Genomic DNA, 18307 nt, shown 5'->3' on the forward strand with positions numbered 1-18307 from the left:
TTTTATTTTATATGCTTGGTCGAAAGTTATCACTCATCGGGAATGTCGAGCTTCATCTCTGGAATTTGCCTACTGGCCTTGAACTTGCGCCACACAAACCAAATAACGAAGCCTAGGAAAATAGCGACCACATTACCGATAGCGATAAAAATCATACTACGAGTACGAGCTTCTTCTCTCATCTTCAACATGCGCAGCTCTTCTAAGATTTTCTGTTGCTGCAATTCCCTTTCCTGCTGAATTCGGCGGGTTTCATCGATATCGACATCTTCCAATACACTGTAAGTGCGGTTATTCAAGGTAAACATCAGTGGGCGATCGGTTCCCGCTTCAGTGGCATAAACTCGACCAAACCAAGTGAAGTTTCCTAGCTGACCAGTATTAGGCAAATCGATTTCCAATTTTAAGCTATCTTTGTCAGCGTAGTCCTCAAGCTTAACTTCTGTCTCTTCAGGGTCTAATCGGGTTATGTGAGCAGCCAGAGAGCCGGGCTTAATAGCTCCTTCTTCACCCGAAATAATCACTTTGTGGCTTACCCCTTCTTCCCGGGCTTGAATAAAAGTCACATGGTAAGGCTCTGGATAAACTAAGACTTGCTGCTCTTGAGCACGCAAAAACACACCATTACCAGAAGTAATTCTCACAACATATTTACCCGGGCGAGACTTAATCGGCAAAGTAACAGTAAACACGCCATCACCCGGATATTCATCTAGCCCTTTACCATCATCGAAAAATTCCCCTATCACTTCAGGTATTGGTCGGGCTTCTTCATCTAATTCTGCTTCATTCGAAACATACTTAGTAAATGTGACCTTTAACTCAAGCCTGTCTAAAAAGTCCCTTAACACTAAAGGCTTGTTATCTGAGGTTAGTTGCGCTGTAAATTTGATATGTTCGCCATGATATAAACGTGCGGGCATTTTATCGGTCGATAGTTCTAAATGTGAAAACATCTTGATGTTGTTCTTTGGCGTGACTTTTCCTATCGCTTGCCAAGGGCCGGGCATTGGTTTGTCGATCATGATGATATCCATTGAGGGTTCTTGATACCACTGAACCTTCTTTGGCTTTTTCCATGCGTAATATTTTGTCCCGTCAGGGCGAACCAAGACAACTGGCTTAGAGGGCTTTTCTCTATAAATAACAAAGGTGACTTGTTCAACGGTGGGATCGATGCGGAATCGGTTGTCTAGCAACGACATGGTGGTCTCAGTTGCTGCAATAGCGCTATTACAAAGCAATACGCCAAGCAAAACCCATATCGTCCTTAACATATATTCTCCCGCAATCCGTTGAAGTTGAGTTAAGCTTTATCGCCAGAGACAACTTCCATTCTTTTCAATAAGATCCAATCTTTTCTGGTGTGCATCTAGTTCATCGGCGGAAGCCCGCAAAACCTTTAGCGCTTTTCTGCCACTAGCCGCACGTTTTATCAATTCACCACCAGCCATATTGTCTCCTTGGGCACCAGCATTAAACTGCAAAGATGTTTGGCCACCTGTCATCAACAAATAAACGTCAGCCAAAATCTCCGCATCGAGCAATGCTCCGTGGAGGGTTCGGTGCGAGTTGTCGATGCCATAACGCTCACATAACACGTCCAAGTTGTTGCGCTTCCCGGGGAAGATCTTTTTCGCCATGGCTAGCGTATCAGTGACTTTGCAGTATTGCTCTGTCGTACCGATAGACTTATCTAGTTTTCCAAATTCATAGTCCATAAAGCCCACATCGAAGGGCGCGTTATGGGCAACAAGCTCAGCACCATCAATAAACTCTAAAAACTCTTGATGCACTTTGCCATAGTCTGGCTTATCACGCAGAAACTCATCGGTAATACCGTGTACCTTGATCGCATCTGGCTGAATTTCTCTGTCTGGCTTGATGTAAACGTGGAAGTGTCGACCTGTTAACTTACGGTTGACGATCTCGACAGCTCCGATTTCAATAATTCGATGGCCTAGATAATGTGGACCACTATCAGTATTCATACCTGTGGTCTCAGTATCGAGTACAACGATGCGATTCTGGTCAGAATTGTGGCTAGTATTCATAATAATAATTGTGTCAGACTATGTAATTAACGTACTTCATTCAATAGTATCAAATCATGACGAAACAAGTAGAAATTTTCACCGACGGTTCCTGCTTAGGTAATCCAGGTCCTGGCGGCTACGGCATCTTAATGCGTTACAAAGACATTGAAAAGCCACTGTCAAAAGGATTTAAACTGACAACGAATAATCGAATGGAGATGATGGCTGCAGTGGTCGCATTAAAGACATTAAAAGAACCATGCGATGTGATACTCACGACCGACAGCCAGTACGTGCGCCAAGGAATTACTCAGTGGATTCACAATTGGAAAAAACGTAACTGGAAAACTGCGGACAAGAAACCTGTCAAAAACGCCGATTTATGGAAAGCGCTCGACGCAGAATCTCAACGTCATCAAATTGATTGGCGGTGGGTAAAAGGACACGCTGGCCATAGAGAAAACGAAATTTGTGATGAGTTAGCTAGGACTGCGGCTGAAGCCCCAACCGAAGAAGACAGTGGATATATTACAGAACAGGGTTAACTTTTATTTTTTGTATGGCTGTTGTAGTTAACACTCACGGGAGATAGCTTACGCTTCAGTTGCCAATGCGGGCGTATAGGCTTTAGCGGATAAGTACGTTTGCGAGCCACAATAAAGTACAAGCTACCAAATATTTGAATCCAGTTACTAAAGCTATTTTCCAGTGCCGTCCACATTGGTGGATAAGTTTGAAACGGAAATACAGCATAAGAGTCTTGGTGGATAACTTGGTAATTCAACAAGCCTAACCAGTCTTTAATTCGGTTAGGCGTAAACATCCGACCACTCCAAGGTAAATTATTTTTCCGCCAAGGCATTAGGCTGGATAACCCTGTAATACTGATCGGGTTAAACCCAGTCACAATAAGGTACCCGTCATCAATCATAACCCTGTCAACTTCGCGCAGCATTCTGTGCGGGTCGTTACAATAATCTAACTGATGAGCCATGATCACCGCATCAAAACTTTTTTCCAAAAATGGTAAGTCATAGCCATCAGCAACAATATTATGCAACTCGTTCTGGATATCTAAGTTCACTTGGTGTTGAATACTACAATCAACACTGGTGAGCTCACAGCTTAAGCCTCCTAGCTTTAGCATGTGGTAACCAAATAATTTTGGGCTCCACTCATCGAGGCGAAGCTGAATAGACTCACTTACCCATTGGCCGTTTTTCAATTGGGCCCACGAGTGAGGTTTTTCTAGCTCTTTTTCGCTGCGTGCTGGCTTCATTAATACTCTATTTTCTCTTGGATGTTGGAGACTCAAGAATGTTACATATCAAAAGCATACCTGCATTTAATGATAATTACATCTGGCTGATAAAAAATAGTGATAATCGCTGTGCAGTGGTCGATCCCGGAGATGCTGAGCCCGTACTCGATTACCTCAATCAGCATGACTTAAAGTTAGAAGCAATTTTAATAACTCACCATCATCACGATCATATAGGCGGCATTGCTGAGTTGGTACGCCAACACCCTGAGGTCAATGTTGTTGGCCCAGCCTCTGAGCCCGTCCCTACTCTCACTCATGAAGTCAAAGCGGGTGATCAGATAGAGCTATTTGGTGAAGTCTTTTTGGTATTAGGCTTACCTGGGCATACTAATGGCCATATTGGCTATGTGGGAGACGCGAAGTTGTTCTGCGGTGATGTGCTTTTCTCCGCTGGATGTGGTCGTGTCTTTGAAGGCACTATGGAAGAAATGTATAGCTCACTAAATAAAATATGCGCGCTACCAGAGGAAACCGAAGTCTATTGTGCTCATGAATACACAGCAGCCAATATCGCTTTTGCTCTTGCGGTTGAGCCAGACAATGACCTTCTTCGACAATATCGAGATAAGGTCAATCGTCTAAGAGGACAAAACGTTCCAACCATTCCGACAAGCATACGCCAAGAGAAGTGGGTCAACCCATTTCTCCGTACAGATCAAGCAAGTGTGATTAAATCAGTCTCCAATCGAACCGGAAAAACTGATCCTTTGTCAATATTTACAGCATTACGCGAGTGGAAAAACGAATTTTGACAATTTGAGGGTTGTCACCAATATGTTATGACAAGTATTATCAGCAGCCGTGTCAAAAAAGGGCTGTGTAATGCGAGTAAAATACAGCTGGGTTTTAGCTATGCTTCTATCGGGCTGTCAGCTAACCCAGTCAACTGATCAAAATCTACCTGAGCAAACCAATAATCCACCCCAGTCTGTGAAAAAAGCGCACCCCGAAAGTGAAATCGCGCAAACTCCTTCTCAGTCTAGCTCCGTAGAAAACTCGCATAAAGTACAACACAAAGTTGCGAAGGTAACACCACAAACACAAAAAGATGTGTGGCATAGGATCGGTATGCAATTGCACATGCCGATCCCAAACAATCAGCTCGTCAACTATTATAGAACTTGGTACATCACACACCCTAGCCACCTCAAGGTAGTTTCTGAACGAGCGGCTCCATTTTTGTACCTAATTACGAAAAAGATAGAGAAGCGCGGACTACCGTTGGAACTCGCCCTACTTCCAGTAGTTGAAAGTGCTTTTGATCCATTTGCGTATTCACATGGTAGCGCTGCAGGTCTTTGGCAAATTGTCCCCGGAACTGGCAGAAGCCTAGGCCTTAAACGTAACTATTGGTACGACGGCCGTCGTGATGTGGACGCGGCAACTGATGCTGCTCTGGACTACCTCACTCAGCTAAACAAACGCTTCGATGGCAATTGGTACAATACTATCGCTGCATATAATAGTGGCGGCGGGCGCGTTTCTTCTGCGATTCGTAAAAATAAACGATTAGGCAAACCGACTGATTTCTTCTCACTGGATTTACCAAATGAAACCAGTGCTTACGTACCTAAACTACTTGCACTTGCTGACATCGTCGCGCATCAGAAAAAATATGGCGTACATATTCCACCAATTGCCAACAAACCCGTTGTCGAGCTAGTTAACCCGAAGGAGCAGCTTGATCTCGCCATTGCTGCAAAGTATGCCAATATTTCAGTTAAAGAGCTTCAAGAGCTGAATCCAGCATACAACCAGTGGGCTACTGCTCCTGAAGGGCCGTATCAGCTTCTGCTGCCAATCAAATCTATCGCGAGATTTGAAAAAGAAGTAAAAGACAACCCAGGCAGAGGAATGAAGCTAATTCGCTACAAAGTGAAATCTGGCGATGCATTAATTTCCTTGGCGAAGAAGTACAATACAACGCCAAAAGTCATTCGAGTCGCTAACAATTTAACAGGTAACACAATTCGAGTGGGTCAATATTTGTTGATACCGACTTCAACGAAGAATGACCAAGTCTATGCGCTTAGCGCCTCCAATCGTTTAGCCAAGATTCAATCTGAGTCTCAAGGCAAATATAAGCTGACTCACACTGTTAAATCTGGCGACAGCTTGTGGAGTATCGCAAGAGAGAACAAGGTGTCATATCGTTCTCTCGCGAAGTGGAACGGCATGGGCCCTAGAGACACATTACGTGTTGGTCAAAAGCTTGTAATTTGGAAAAAAGCGACCGATGGCGCAATCATCCGAACTGTATTCTATAAAGTAAGATCCGGTGACACGATTGATGCTATTGCATACAAATTCAAAGTCAGTAGAAATGACATAGTGAAATGGAATGGCCTTGCTAACCAAAAGTACATTCAGCCAGGCCAGAAGCTAAAACTGTATGTGGACGTGACGAAAGTAAGCGTTTAATTATCTAAGCTTTAAACTATCATATTGTGCTCGCAAATTGCGGGCACAATTTTTTGGGGAACACCAGCTCAATCAATCAAGCTAAAACTAGCAATGAGTGGATTATGGTCAGAGGCAGTGGTCACTGGGGAGTGCGCCTTATCAAGTATCAATCCTCTATAGAACAGGTGATCTAAAGGTAAGCCGTTTATAAACTGTCTACGGTTATCTGGGCTAAATTTTGCTTCTTCTACACCAATCTCATGCAAATTTCTCTTCAATACTTTTAATCGCCCAGCACTCCAGCTATTAAAATCCCCACCGATTAACACTGGACCAGAGTGTTCATGTAAACGACTCACCAGCGTTTTAATTTGTTGCTGGTACTCTTTGGTTCCGTAGGTAAAGTTAATCGCGTGCAGATTTACAACTGCTAATGTCTGCCCATTGGACAGTTTGTACAAACTAAATAGGCCAGATTTGGGTAACCGGATCCAAGGCTCTTTTTCAGTGTACGCACATGCAAACATTGGTGAGGAAGAAGAAAGGCTAAGTACACCAGCAGGGACCTTAAAGGCCTTAAAAGCATCAACCTGAATTGCAAATTTATCTTCGCTTTCTATCCAGTTTTCCAGCGCTGGAGTTAAGCTAGATTCTTGCAACAATACCAATTGCGCATCGGAACTGTAGCGCTGTAACGCACTGCGCCAGTTATCTCGGTTTTGCTTATATATGTTCCAGACTAAAACGTTGATTTTACCATTGCTATCAATCGGTCTCGATGACTTATTCTCGTAGCAAAAAATATGCTTTTCTACTTTAGCACCGTCGATTATAGACAAGGTTGGCGCACCGGGGAGATCAAATACCAGTGAGTAACCAGTCACTACAGAAGCAGACACTGCAGTGATCACTCCCAAAATCTTAGTCTTTTTCTTCATATGTTAATCTGAAGCTTAAGGGGCCAAAATACTCGCCCCTATTTTCTATATACTTAAATGGCTTCTTCGTCTTCTTCACCGGTACGGATTCGAACAACGCGCTCTATATCAGTGATAAAGATTTTGCCATCGCCAATTTTTCCTGTTTGCGCTGTTTCAATAATAGTATCTACACACTGATCAAGAACATCACTAGCAACAACAATCTCCAGTTTAACCTTAGGCAAAAAATCCACCATGTATTCTGCGCCTCGGTAAAGCTCAGTATGACCTTTTTGTCGACCGAAACCCTTCACTTCAGATACCGTCATACCTGTAATACCCACTTCTGCTAGTGCTTCTCTAACATCATCTAGCTTAAAAGGTTTAATTATCGCTTCGACTTTCTTCATTTTTATTCCTTATATATTAGCGAGTTAAATTCTGTATATTGGCTTCGCACTAATGCAAAAACCTTCAACACTTTCTTCTGAAGTTTGAGTCAGCTACTTTAGACCTGCATAATACGCCGCTAGGTTTTTGATGTCCTGCTCAGACAATAAGCTGGCTTGCGCTTGCATCACATTAGATAAGCCACCGCTTCTTTGGTTGTTTTTATAGGCGTTCATAGAACTTATCAAATACTGCTCATTCTGCCCCTTTAAGTTCGGATAGCCCGGAATGACAGCAATGCCATCCGTACCATGACATGCGCCACATACTACCGCTTTTTTCTTTCCTTCCGCAGCATCACCCTTTGCCACTACCCCAACACTAAAAGTCAGCATGCCCAGTATCATCGCGTAAGTACAAATTCTCATAACCTTTCCCTGCTAGCTAATCGCAAATTTCAGTTTCACACAGATTGAACGTCGTTGTCCCATATGAGCTCACACTCTTGGCCATAAAAAGCTCTATCCACGAACAGCCCTGCAACCGCAACAACTTGGCCGTCGCACATTAATATTGGTGTTCTTCGCCTCAGCCAGCTCGGTACTTTGTACTCTTGGAATAGCTTTTTGAGCTTGCGGCTGTGGTTTCGTTCCAAAGGATGAGCGGAAAGCCCTTCTGGATTAAAAGTCACTAAGAGTGAGCCTTTCTTCTCTTCTGGTATAGCTATATTCCCACTAGTGAAGCTTTGCTTTAGTGTTAGCGAGCCCAAAGAATCAGGGAGATCAACGGTCGTATTGAGTTCTATTGGAGTTTGCCAATCAGATATATCTTCTGCGCTCTTAAGGATATATAGCTTGTTGTTAAAACGACGAAACTGCGCATCAGAAGTATTCAATTGTGGGTTTGCATCTGCAGCTGCCATCGCAACTTCCAACCACAACTTACTGAGCTGAACTTGACTGGGCATCAAAAAGCCACAGCGCCTCGTCCACATTCTTAACAGTTGGTTTCTTGCTCTTTCACTGTACTCATCTAAGCCTTCAATCTCGATACTGTTGTCAGAGTCTACCAACAAGTTCAATGGCTGTGTTAGCAGTTCATCGAGCAAAGCTTCTTGCTCTGCGCAATGTTGGGCACTACGACGAATCGCTTGTGGAAATGATGGCCAACGCTCACCGAGTAATGGCGTTACTCGGTGGCGGATAAAGTTCCTGTCAAAACGTGTATCCAGGTTACTTTCGTCGTCAACCCAGTGAAGCTTACGTTCAGCTGCATATTCTTCGACCTGTTTTCTAGAAATATCCAGCATAGGACGTACGATAATACCTTGGCCAAAAGGTTTCACTTCAGGCATCGCAGCAAGACCTTTAGGGCCACTTCCCCTTTTCAAGGCTAGAAGGAAAGTTTCGACTTGGTCATCCGCATGCTGCCCCGTCAGCAAAACATCGCCAGCATCGATATATTTCTGTAGTGCATGATAACGGCCATCGCGTGCCAGCTTTTCCAAACTATCACCACTCGAAATATCGAGTGTAAGGTTTTCTATATAGAGCGGCACTTGGTACTCATCACACCAAATTTGACATTTATCAGCCCAAGCAGCAGCATTCTTACTTAGTCCATGGTTAACATGAACCGCGATACAGTTAACTCTTTGCTTGTCTCGAAACTCGGCCAGTAGATCTAACATGACTCGGGAATCAATTCCGCCACTCAATGCCAATACAAGTTTTGGTTTACTGCCTACCAGCTTTACTAATTTGCCAGCAAATGCTGGATATAAATCACTCATCACTTTCCACAACGCCTATGGCCTGCTGACAATATTATGGTAGTTCTAGAAAAAGAAAAAGGGCCGAACTAAGTCGACCCTTTTACACATGAAACTGTTTAGCAGTAACCGTAGCTCATTAGGCGCTGATAGCGACGTTCTTGAAGTGCATCACGAGTTAGAGTGTCTAACTCTTTCAGCTGAGCAAGAAGCGTCTTCTTCATGTTTTCTGCCATAAGCTTGTAGTCACGGTGAGCACCACCTAATGGCTCTTCGATGATTTCATCGATAAGCTCTAACTCTTTTAGGCGAGTTGCTACAAGGCCCATCGCTTCTGCTGCTTGTGGCGCTTTTTCAGCATCACGCCATAAGATAGAAGCACAACCTTCTGGAGAAATTACCGAGTAAGTTGAATATTGCAGCATGTTAACGTAATCACCAACGCCAATCGCTAGTGCACCGCCAGAACCACCTTCACCGACAACGTTACAAATTACTGGAACCTTCAAACCGGACATTACTTTTAGGTTAGTCGCAATTGCTTCAGACTGACCACGTTCTTCTGCGCCAACACCTGGGTACGCGCCAGCGGTATCGATGAACGTAATGATTGGCATGTTAAAACGCTCAGCCATTTGCATTAAACGTAGCGCTTTACGGTAACCTTCAGGCTTTGGCATACCAAAATTACGTTTTACTTTTTCTTTGGTTTCACGGCCTTTTTGATGACCAATGACCATTACTGGGCGCCCTTCCAAGCGTGCAATACCACCTACGATTGCTTTATCGTCAGCAAAATGACGGTCGCCAGCAAGCTCATCAAATTCAGTAAATACGTTTTCAATGTAATCTAGGGTATATGGGCGTTGTGGGTGACGAGCTAATTGAGCTGTTTCCCACGCTCCTAAATCACTAAAAATTTTCTTTTTTAGCTCTAAGCTTTTCTTTTCAAGCTGCTCGATTTCCTTGTCTAGATCAATTGCAGCTTCTCCACCATGGCGAGATACGCCTCGAAGAGCTTCAATTTTTGCTTCAAGTTCTGCAATTGGCTTTTCAAATTCTAGAAAGTTTAGGCTCATTTATCGATCCTTTTCTGCTCGACTGCTTTGTCGAGAATCAGTTAAATTCGAGTTCTACTTGGTTTTTACCTAGTAGTTGTTTTAATTCATCCAGCAACGCGTCACTTGGCGTTACTCTCCATTCCGTTCCTAACGTTAACTTCGCTCTTGCATCGGAACGTTGGTAATAGACATTAACAGGCACTGAACCCGCTCTGTGGGGTTCCAGTATTTGACCAAAACGTTCAAAGAAGTGGCTGTCAATCTGGGAGTGATTGATCGATATCGACAATCCTCGGATGTATTTTTCACGTGCGTTTCCGAGATCCATAACCTCGCGCGCGGACATTTTAAGGCCACCATTGAAATCATCAAAGCTGACCTGTCCTGAAACGACTAGGATTCTATCCTTTTCTAACAGCTCTGCATACCTTTCTAACGCATCTGAGAACAACATTACTTCCATTCGGCCCGATCTATCGTCCAAAGTCATTAAGCCAATACGCGTTCCACGCTTGGTGGTCATGACTCTAGCCGCTATAACGAGGCCAGCAACTGTAACGCTTTGGTCTCTTCTCGTAGGTGTTGCATCTTTTAATCGACAGCTAGTGTAGTGACTCAGTTCCTTGATATATTCATTTATCGGATGCCCGGTTAAATAGAGGCCAAGTGTATCCCTCTCACCCTCTAACCATACTCTTTCTGGCCAAGGCTCAACTTGGGCATATTTATTTTCTACTTCTTCTGGCGCTTCAGTGAGAACACCGAACATATCAGCTTGCCCAAAAGCCTCTGCTTGGTGATGCTGACTGGCTGCTTTTACCGCATCGTCAAGTGACGCCATCATCGCCGCGCGGTGAGGTCCAAGCCTATCTAGCGCTCCGGCATGTATCAGTTTTTCAATCACACGTTTATTGACTTTTTTCAGATCAATTCGAGCGCAAAAGTCAAACAAGTCTTTGAAATGACCGTCTTTGTTTCTAGCCTCTAAAATGGCATCAATTGGCCCTTCACCAACACCTTTCACAGCTCCAATACCGTACACAATAGCGCCTGTTTCATCGACGTTAAACCGGTATAGACCTTTATTAATATCTGGTGGCAAAACCTTAAGCTTCATACGGAAACATTCATCGACCAAGCCAACAACTTTTTCAGTGTTATCCATATCAGCCGTCATTACCGCTGCCATAAACTCTGCTGGATAGTGAGTTTTGAGCCATAAGGTTTGATAAGAAACCAATGCATAGGCGGCCGAGTGCGATTTGTTAAATCCGTAACCGGCGAACTTTTCTACCAAGTCAAAGATTTTCATGGCAAGCTCGCCATCTACACCATTTTGAATGGCACCTTCTTCAAAAATGGCACGCTGTTTCGCCATTTCCTCTGGTTTTTTCTTACCCATTGCTCGGCGAAGCATATCTGCACCACCTAGCGTATAACCCGCCAAGATCTGTGCAATCTGCATCACCTGCTCTTGATACAGAATAATGCCGTAAGTTGGGTCTAGTGTATCTTTCAGCGATTCATGCTGCCAAGTTTCGTCGGGATAGGAAACAGGCTCTCGGCCATGCTTACGGTCGATGAAGTTATCTACCATGCCCGACTGGAGCGGTCCAGGGCGGAATAACGCCACCAAGGCGATAATATCTTCAAAACAGTCAGGTTGAAGGCGTTTTACAAGCTCTTTCATTCCTCGGGATTCGAGCTGGAACACCGCGGTTGTCTCTGAGTTTTGCAGTAATTTAAATGATTTCGCATCATCAAGAGGAATAGACTCGATGCGAAGAGCTTCTTTCCCTTCTTTTGCCAATCTCGGGTTGATTAAGCCTAGCGCCCAATCAATGATAGTCAGCGTCCTAAGACCAAGGAAATCAAACTTAACCAGACCAGCGGTTTCTACATCGTTTTTGTCAAACTGTGTGACCGGGAAATGTCCTTCAGCATCAGCGTAGATTGGCGCAAAGTCAGTAATAGTGGTTGGAGAGATTACGACCCCACCAGCATGCTTACCTGCATTTCGAGTACACCCTTCCAGAATCCGACACATATCGATGAGCTCTTTTACTTCCTCATCATTGTCGTATAGCTCTGGTAAAGCAGGCTCTGCTTTAAACGCTTTTTCCAACGTCATACCCGGATCAGGCGGGACAAGTTTTGAAATACGATCAACAAAGCCAAAAGGATGTCCGAGAACTCGGCCTACATCTCGAATAACCGCCTTTGCAGCCATGGTACCGAAAGTAATGATCTGAGAAACTGCATCACGGCCATACATTTCTGCAACGTGATCGATTACTAAATCACGCTTATCCATACAGAAGTCGATATCAAAATCGGGCATGGATACACGTTCTGGATTCAAAAATCGCTCGAATAGCAAATCGTATTCTAGTGGGTCGAGATCTGTAATTTGCAGTGCGTAAGCGACCAGCGAGCCAGCACCTGATCCCCTACCAGGTCCAACCGGTATGTCGTTGTCCTTTGACCACTGGATAAATTCCATAACGATAAGGAAATAACCGGGGAAACCCATTTGGTTGATAACGTCTAGTTCGATTTGCAATCGGTCATCATATTCTGGGCGGCGAGTAGATCGTTCTTCCGGTTCAGGGAAAAGGAACTCGAGCCTTTCTTCTAAGCCTTCTTGTGATTTTTTCACCAGAAAGTCTTCTATTTTCATTCCTTCAGTTGGAAAGTTCGGAAGGAAGTATTCACCAAGTCGTACTGTGACATTGCATCGCTTAGCGATTTCGACACTATTTTCTAGCGCTTCTGGAATATCAGAAAATAGCTCGCACATCTCCTGCTCACTGCGCAGGTATTGTTGATCAGAATAATTTTTAGGACGTCTAGGATCATCAAGCGTATAACCATCATGAATAGCGACCCGAATTTCATGTGCATCGAATAATTCTTTGCTTGGTAGCACCACATCGTTTGTTGCAACAACAGGTAGCTCAAGTTGTTCTGCAAGCTCTAAAGCAAAATGCAAATAGCTTTCTTCGTCAGGTCTACCTGTCCTTGTGAGCTCCAAATAAAAACGGTCTGGAAAATAGGTCGTGTAAAAGTCACTACATTGTTTTACTAACGGCTGGTTACCTTTTAGCAAAGCTTTGCCAATATCACCATTTTTTCCGCCAGACAGAATAATCAAGCCTTGATTAAGTTCAGCTAGCCAATTTTTATCAATAACGGGCTTGTGCTGAACATGACCACGTAAATAGGCTTTAGAAATCAGTAAAGTTAGGTTTTTATAACCTTCATTGTCGGCTGCCAGTACCGTAATTTGAGTGAGCTCTTCGCCAAACTCTTCTGATTGCATCGCAAAGTCAGCACCAATGATAGGCTTGATACCATTGTTATGTGCAGCGCCATAAAATTTCACTAGACCACATAGGTTTGTGAAATCTGTCAACGCCATTGCTGGCATGCCCATTTCGGCTACTTTCTTTACCAACGGTGGAACTTTAGAAAGGCCATCAACCATTGAAAAATCGCTATGAACTTTTAAATGAATGAATTTTGGTTCTGACATAATTTAATTCCTGAGGGCTTAATCCAATGGCCGAAACTTTTAATTTTGTAGCAAGACACGTTGCACTGGCTTAAAGCTTTTGCGGTGCTGATCAATAACGCCGTGCTTTTCAATCGCCTCCAAGTGCGCTTTCGTTGGATATCCTTTGTGGTTAGCAAAACCAAACTCCGGATATTGCTTGTCCAACTCTAACATTTCTTGATCACGCACTACCTTTGCAAGAATAGAAGCGGCGCTAATCTCAGCAACTCTTAAATCACCTTTCACGACAGCTTGAGCCTCCATGGAAAGGTTGGGAACCTTATTCCCATCTATAAGGCAAAAATCAGGTTGAACAGATAGCCCGTCAACTGCTCTTTGCATCGCAACCATAGTCGCTTGCAGGATATTCAATTCATCGATTTCACGTGCAGAACACCTTCCAATAGACCAAGCCAGTGCTTTTTCTTTTATCTCAGGAAACAGTGCTAAACGTTTTTTCTCAGAAAGTTTTTTGGAATCTGTCAGTCCCTCAATTGGGTTGTCAGGATCAAGAATTACTGCTGCGGTGACCACATCACCTACCAGTGGACCGCGACCAACTTCATCTACGCCTGCAATACGTTCCATTCCCGCAGGGTACTCAAATGGTGGGAGTTCTTGAGTTGCTGTTTTCTTTGGCATATTTATTTATCGACTGATTAGGTTCAATACTGCGTTTGCAGCTTGCTGATCCGCACCTTTGCGTATCCAATGGTGCATTTCGGTGAATTTATCTATTACGGCTTGATTGTCAGAATCTAGAAGTCGCAGTACCTCTCCACTTAAGTTTTCTGGCGTGCACTCTTCTAGCAAATACTCTTTTACCAACTCTTGGTCGGACAGTATATTCGGCAATGATACATACTTGGTTTTCACCAATCTCTTGGCGAGAAATGCCGTGATTGAATTGACTCTATAGCCCACAACCATCGGCCTCTTCAATAGCATACACTCTAGCGCCACTGTTCCAGAGGCAAGCATGACGACATCAGCGGCAGCAATTACGTTGTGCGCAGTATCATCCACAAGTTGAAAATCTAATTCTGGTGCAAGCTCACGCCATACAGTTTCAAATTGCTCTCTTCGTTTCGAGTTCACCAATGCAACAACAAAACCAACATCAGGGCTGTGAGTATGAATCGTTTTACAGGCTTCTATAAAGGGCTCACAAAGCATCTTGAGTTCGCTTCCCCGACTTCCGGGCAACACCGCCAACCAAGTTTTGTCTTGCTCTAAGCCCAACAGCTCACGAGCTTGCTGTTTATCTGTGTGCAAAGGGATCTTATCGGCGAGCGTATGACCTATGAACTCACATGGCACATTAAACTTGTCGTAAAACGCTTTTTCAAATGGTAGGAAAGCTAACACCAAATTGGTTGCCGCTTCTATGGAAAAGATTCTCTTTTGGCGCCAAGCCCAAACTGAAGGGCTAACATAGTGGACAGTTTTTATACCTGAGTCTTTTAAGCTACGCTCTAAGCGCAAGTTAAAGTCAGGGGCATCGATACCAACAAAAACATCCGGTGGATTGTCAGTGAAATACTCTACTAGCTGTTTTTTAACCTTAAGTAACCTTGGCAGACGGCCAAGAACCTCGACCAACCCCATCACTGCAAGCTCTTCCATATTAAATAGAGACTTACAGCCCAGCGCCATCATTTTAGGACCACCAATGCCGACAAACTCTGCATCTGGGTGTTGTTGGCGAATAGCTTGGATTAACCCTTCACCTAGCGTGTCTCCAGACAACTCACCGACGACGATACCTATTGTTATTGGTTTATTCATGGGTTCCAATAGACTCCATTTAGTCAGTCCCAAGAAAACAAAAAAGACCGCAACCTAAGTAGCGATCTTCTTGCTTAGATTCATCACAGATTAGCGGATGATACCACGTTCACTGTTTTCAACAATATCGATAATACGTTGAATTGATGGCCACTCCTGCGCCATTTCTTTCAGTATTGGCATAGAGGTTTCCAGAGTGTTACCAGAGCGGTAAAGCTCTTTGTAAGCCTTTTGCAGAGCCCGTAACTCTGGCTTTTCAAAACCATTACGCTTAAGGCCAACTAGGTTCAAGCCAAATGGTGAGGCATGGTTACCTTGTGCCAGCACATAAGCTGGTACATCTTGTACTACCGCGGAACAACCACCAATGTATGAATACGCTCCAACATGACAAAACGGGTGAATCGCAGACAACGCCATGACTCCAGCATAATCATCAACCGTTACGTGTCCACCTAAAATGGAGTTGTTTCCAATGTGGGTATGATTGCCAATAATAACATCATGAGCAATATGGGCATTTACACACAACAAGTTGTCATTACCAATCACCGTTTGGTGTTTGTCTTGGATGGTGCCACGATGTATTTGAGCACTCTCACGGATAACATTGCGATCACCGATGATGACTTTAGTATTCTCGCCACCATACTTTTTGTCTTGGTTCTCCTCACCAATTACCGCTTGTGGGAAAATACGGTTGTCTTTACCGATTGTAGTGTAACCTTTAATCACCACATGCGACATGACCTCCGTACCCTCACCGATCTCTACATGCTCGGTAATATAAGTAAAAGGCCCAACAACAACATTCGACCCAATTTTTGCACCATCTTCTACAACAGCACTTGGGTGAATTTTTGCACTCTCATGAATCATATTAGAACTCTCTACGAGCGCATTTCAGCTCTGCAGAACACACAACTTCGCCGTCTACTTTTGCTGTTCCATTAAACGCTGCAATACCTCTACGCTCTTTTACGAATTCAACTTCAATCACAAGTTGATCGCCAGGCGTGACTGGTTTACGGAATTTTGCGCCATCAACACTTGCAAAATAGTAAAGCTCATTTTCAGCTGGAGCGCCAAAAGATTTAAATGCTAGCAACCCGGTAGCTTGCGCCATCGCTTCAAGAATCAATACGCCTGGAAAGACCGGTAACTGTGGAAAGTGACCTGTAAACTGAGGTTCATTAAATGAAACATTTTTAATAGCAGTAAGATACTTTTCCTCTTGGAAATCAATGACACGATCTATCATTAAAAAAGGATACCTGTGAGGAAGTAGTTCTTGTATCTCCGTGATATTCATCGTTTTATTTTCAGTAGTCAAAGTCATATTCCTATGCAAATATTTCGTTTATTTTTTAATAGCGCGCATTATATACCCAAACACGCAATAGATGCGAGTTTCAGTAAGTCGAGTAAGGGCCATATGCGAGATAAGTATAGCTATAAAAGAAAAAGGCCCGCGTCTCGCGAGCCTTTGGCATTGTGCTCAATTAAGAGTCAGAATCACCTTCTAACATCTTTTCAACCGCTTTTAAGCGCTTATTCATTTCATCAATTCGATGAACTCGCGCAGCGGTTTTTCGCCACTCTTTATTGGACTGTAAAGGTATACCCGAGGAGTACATACCTTTTTCCGGAATGCTACGCATTACCATACCCATACCAGTAATTGTAACGCCGTCAGCAATGTCAATATGGCCATTGATAACTGTAGCCCCACCGATAATACAGTATTTACCGATAGTCGTACTACCCGCAACTATTGTACCTCCAGCCATTGCTGTACCATAACCAATACAAACGTTATGAGCGATTTGCAGTTGATTGTCGAGAATAACGTTATCTTCGATAATCGTATCTTCAAGCGCGCCTCTATCAATAGTGGTACAAGAACCTATCTCAACGCGACTGCCGATTACGACCGAGCCAAGCTGAGGAATTTTAATCCACTCACCTTTCTCATTGGCGTAACCGAAACCATCAGAACCGATAACAGCGTTAGCTTGAATAAGACAATCTTTACCGATTTTGACATTGTGATAGATGGTCACATTCGCCCAAAGCTTAGTATTCGCTTCAATCTGCGCATTTTTACCGATGAAGCAACCAGCACCAATCACGACGTTATCACCGAGGTTAACGCCAGACTCCACAACGGCATTAGCACCAATAGAAACGTTTTCTCCTAGTGAAACTGATTTGTCTATCACAGCCGATGACGCAATTTCTGTAGCAGGAGAAGGTGTTGTATCCAGCGCTTGTGTAACTTTAGCAAAAGCTACGTATGGGTCATCTACAACCAATACGTTAGTACTACAAAGCTCTCGATGCGCTTCTTTAACCATCACTACGCTGGCTTTACACTCTGGCAAATGCTTCGCGTATTTTGGGGAAGAAAGGAAAGTCACATGACCTTCAGCTGATTTGTCCATTGGTGCAACCATAGTCACGGTGACGTTTTCGTCACCGTACAGTTTACCACCAGTAATTTCGACTAATTGATTGAGTGTCAGTTGTTGCATACTACTATTACTTCAGAGCCTTAATAACTTGTTGAGTAATATCATATGTAGGGCTAGCGTAGCGTAGCGCTTGAATATCAACAACCATATCGTAACCGTCTTTCTTAGCGACTTTTTCTACAGCTGCCTGAATGGTTGTTAATAGTTTCTGTCTCTCTTGAGCCTCTTTACGCTGAGACTCTTGCTCTAGAGCTTGACCTTTGATTTTGTAGGTAGACTCTAATTGGCTGATTTCAATACGCAGTTTTTCAACATCCGATTGACTCATGATAGAACCATCACGCTGTAGCTTCTGAATTTTCTCTTGAGCTTGAGCTTTAATACTTTGCAATTCAGCTGCTTTATCTTTGAACTCTTGCTGCATTTGCTTAGCCACTACCTCACGCTGAGGCAACGCTTGAAATACCTGTGCCGTATTCACATAGGCAATTTTCTGAGCGGCTTGGGCAGCATTAGCAAAAAATGAAGAAGTCAGTAATAGCAGGCTAATGCCAGCAGCTTTAAGTAGTTTTTTCAAAATTATT

At 43.6% G+C, this 18307-nt stretch carries 17 protein-coding genes and 1 pseudogene; 3 read left to right on the forward strand and 15 right to left on the reverse strand.

Translation table 11 applies throughout. From position 1 onward, the window contains the following. Positions 1-29 precede the first annotated feature (29 nt). Together L7A31_RS15925 and dnaQ are read right to left on the reverse strand one after the other, a co-directional pair. Entirely contained in the window at positions 30-1277 is a 1248-nt protein-coding gene (locus L7A31_RS15925) for a TIGR03503 family protein (RefSeq protein ID WP_237362746.1), read from the reverse strand. Between the two features lie 36 nt (positions 1278-1313). Further along, positions 1314-2054, reverse strand: coding sequence for a DNA polymerase III subunit epsilon (gene dnaQ, locus L7A31_RS15930; protein ID WP_237362747.1), 741 nt, complete (start codon positions 2052-2054; stop codon positions 1314-1316). 56 nt (positions 2055-2110) lie between these two features. Between dnaQ and rnhA the strand changes: the two genes are divergently transcribed. Continuing rightward, the gene (gene rnhA, locus L7A31_RS15935; protein WP_237362748.1) at positions 2111-2581 is read left to right on the forward strand and encodes a ribonuclease HI; all 471 of its coding nucleotides are present in this window, start codon (positions 2111-2113) and stop codon (positions 2579-2581) included. On the opposite strand, the gene L7A31_RS15940 is transcribed toward rnhA, so the two are convergent. Continuing rightward, complete coding sequence (locus L7A31_RS15940) at positions 2578-3315, reverse strand: class I SAM-dependent methyltransferase (RefSeq protein ID WP_237362749.1); 738 nt, start codon at positions 3313-3315, stop codon at positions 2578-2580. The two genes, rnhA and L7A31_RS15940, sit on opposite strands and share 4 nt — an antisense overlap. Positions 3316-3353: 38 nt before the next feature. Between L7A31_RS15940 and gloB the strand changes: the two genes are divergently transcribed. Both gloB and L7A31_RS15950 read left to right on the forward strand, forming a co-directional pair. After that, positions 3354-4112: a hydroxyacylglutathione hydrolase gene (gene gloB, locus L7A31_RS15945; protein WP_237362750.1), complete on the forward strand. Its 759-nt coding sequence runs from the start codon at positions 3354-3356 to the stop codon at positions 4110-4112. Between the two features lie 274 nt (positions 4113-4386). After that, positions 4387-5781 (forward strand): annotated as a pseudogene (locus L7A31_RS15950) (LysM peptidoglycan-binding domain-containing protein); the annotation flags it as partial. A gap of 68 nt (positions 5782-5849) precedes the next feature. On the opposite strand, the gene L7A31_RS15955 reads toward L7A31_RS15950, so the two are convergent. The 12 genes from L7A31_RS15955 to L7A31_RS16010 all read right to left on the reverse strand — a co-directional run bounded on the left by L7A31_RS15955 (position 5850) and on the right by L7A31_RS16010 (position 18300). Further along, positions 5850-6701 carry an endonuclease/exonuclease/phosphatase family protein gene (locus tag L7A31_RS15955; protein WP_237362752.1) on the reverse strand — a complete coding sequence of 284 codons (852 nt, stop codon included), beginning with the start codon at positions 6699-6701 and terminating at the stop codon, positions 5850-5852. 53 nt (positions 6702-6754) lie between these two features. Then, positions 6755-7093, reverse strand: a complete 339-nt coding sequence (glnB, locus tag L7A31_RS15960; protein ID WP_237362753.1) for a nitrogen regulatory protein P-II — start codon at positions 7091-7093, stop codon at positions 6755-6757. A gap of 93 nt (positions 7094-7186) precedes the next feature. Continuing rightward, positions 7187-7480, reverse strand: a complete 294-nt coding sequence (locus L7A31_RS15965) for a c-type cytochrome (RefSeq protein ID WP_237363582.1) — start codon at positions 7478-7480, stop codon at positions 7187-7189. A 56-nt stretch (positions 7481-7536) separates the two neighbouring features. Next, complete coding sequence (tilS, locus tag L7A31_RS15970) at positions 7537-8865, reverse strand: tRNA lysidine(34) synthetase TilS (RefSeq protein WP_237362754.1); 1329 nt, start codon at positions 8863-8865, stop codon at positions 7537-7539. 98 nt (positions 8866-8963) lie between these two features. Continuing rightward, positions 8964-9923, reverse strand: a complete 960-nt coding sequence (accA, locus tag L7A31_RS15975; protein ID WP_237362755.1) for an acetyl-CoA carboxylase carboxyl transferase subunit alpha — start codon at positions 9921-9923, stop codon at positions 8964-8966. A 37-nt stretch (positions 9924-9960) separates the two neighbouring features. Next, the gene (dnaE, locus tag L7A31_RS15980; protein ID WP_237362756.1) at positions 9961-13440 is read right to left on the reverse strand and encodes a DNA polymerase III subunit alpha; all 3480 of its coding nucleotides are present in this window, start codon (positions 13438-13440) and stop codon (positions 9961-9963) included. Between the two features lie 39 nt (positions 13441-13479). Then, the gene (gene rnhB, locus L7A31_RS15985; protein WP_237362757.1) at positions 13480-14103 is read right to left on the reverse strand and encodes a ribonuclease HII; all 624 of its coding nucleotides are present in this window, start codon (positions 14101-14103) and stop codon (positions 13480-13482) included. Positions 14104-14109: 6 nt separating this feature from the next. Continuing rightward, on the reverse strand, positions 14110-15249 hold the full coding sequence (gene lpxB / locus L7A31_RS15990) for a lipid-A-disaccharide synthase (protein ID WP_237362758.1): 1140 nt from the start codon (positions 15247-15249) through the stop codon (positions 14110-14112). A 90-nt stretch (positions 15250-15339) separates the two neighbouring features. Beyond that, positions 15340-16128 (reverse strand): acyl-ACP--UDP-N-acetylglucosamine O-acyltransferase, encoded by a 789-nt coding sequence (lpxA, locus tag L7A31_RS15995; RefSeq protein WP_237362759.1) that lies wholly within the window; start codon positions 16126-16128, stop codon positions 15340-15342. A 1-nt stretch (position 16129) separates the two neighbouring features. Beyond that, positions 16130-16582, reverse strand: a complete 453-nt coding sequence (gene fabZ / locus L7A31_RS16000; RefSeq protein WP_237362760.1) for a 3-hydroxyacyl-ACP dehydratase FabZ — start codon at positions 16580-16582, stop codon at positions 16130-16132. A gap of 169 nt (positions 16583-16751) precedes the next feature. Then, complete coding sequence (gene lpxD / locus L7A31_RS16005; RefSeq protein ID WP_237362761.1) at positions 16752-17783, reverse strand: UDP-3-O-(3-hydroxymyristoyl)glucosamine N-acyltransferase; 1032 nt, start codon at positions 17781-17783, stop codon at positions 16752-16754. Positions 17784-17790: 7 nt separating this feature from the next. Then, positions 17791-18300, reverse strand: coding sequence for an OmpH family outer membrane protein (locus L7A31_RS16010; RefSeq protein ID WP_237362762.1), 510 nt, complete (start codon positions 18298-18300; stop codon positions 17791-17793). Between the last annotated feature and the right edge of the window lie 7 nt (positions 18301-18307).

Source organism: Vibrio marisflavi CECT 7928 (genome assembly GCF_921294215.1).
GTDB classification, from domain to species: domain Bacteria; phylum Pseudomonadota; class Gammaproteobacteria; order Enterobacterales; family Vibrionaceae; genus Vibrio; species Vibrio marisflavi.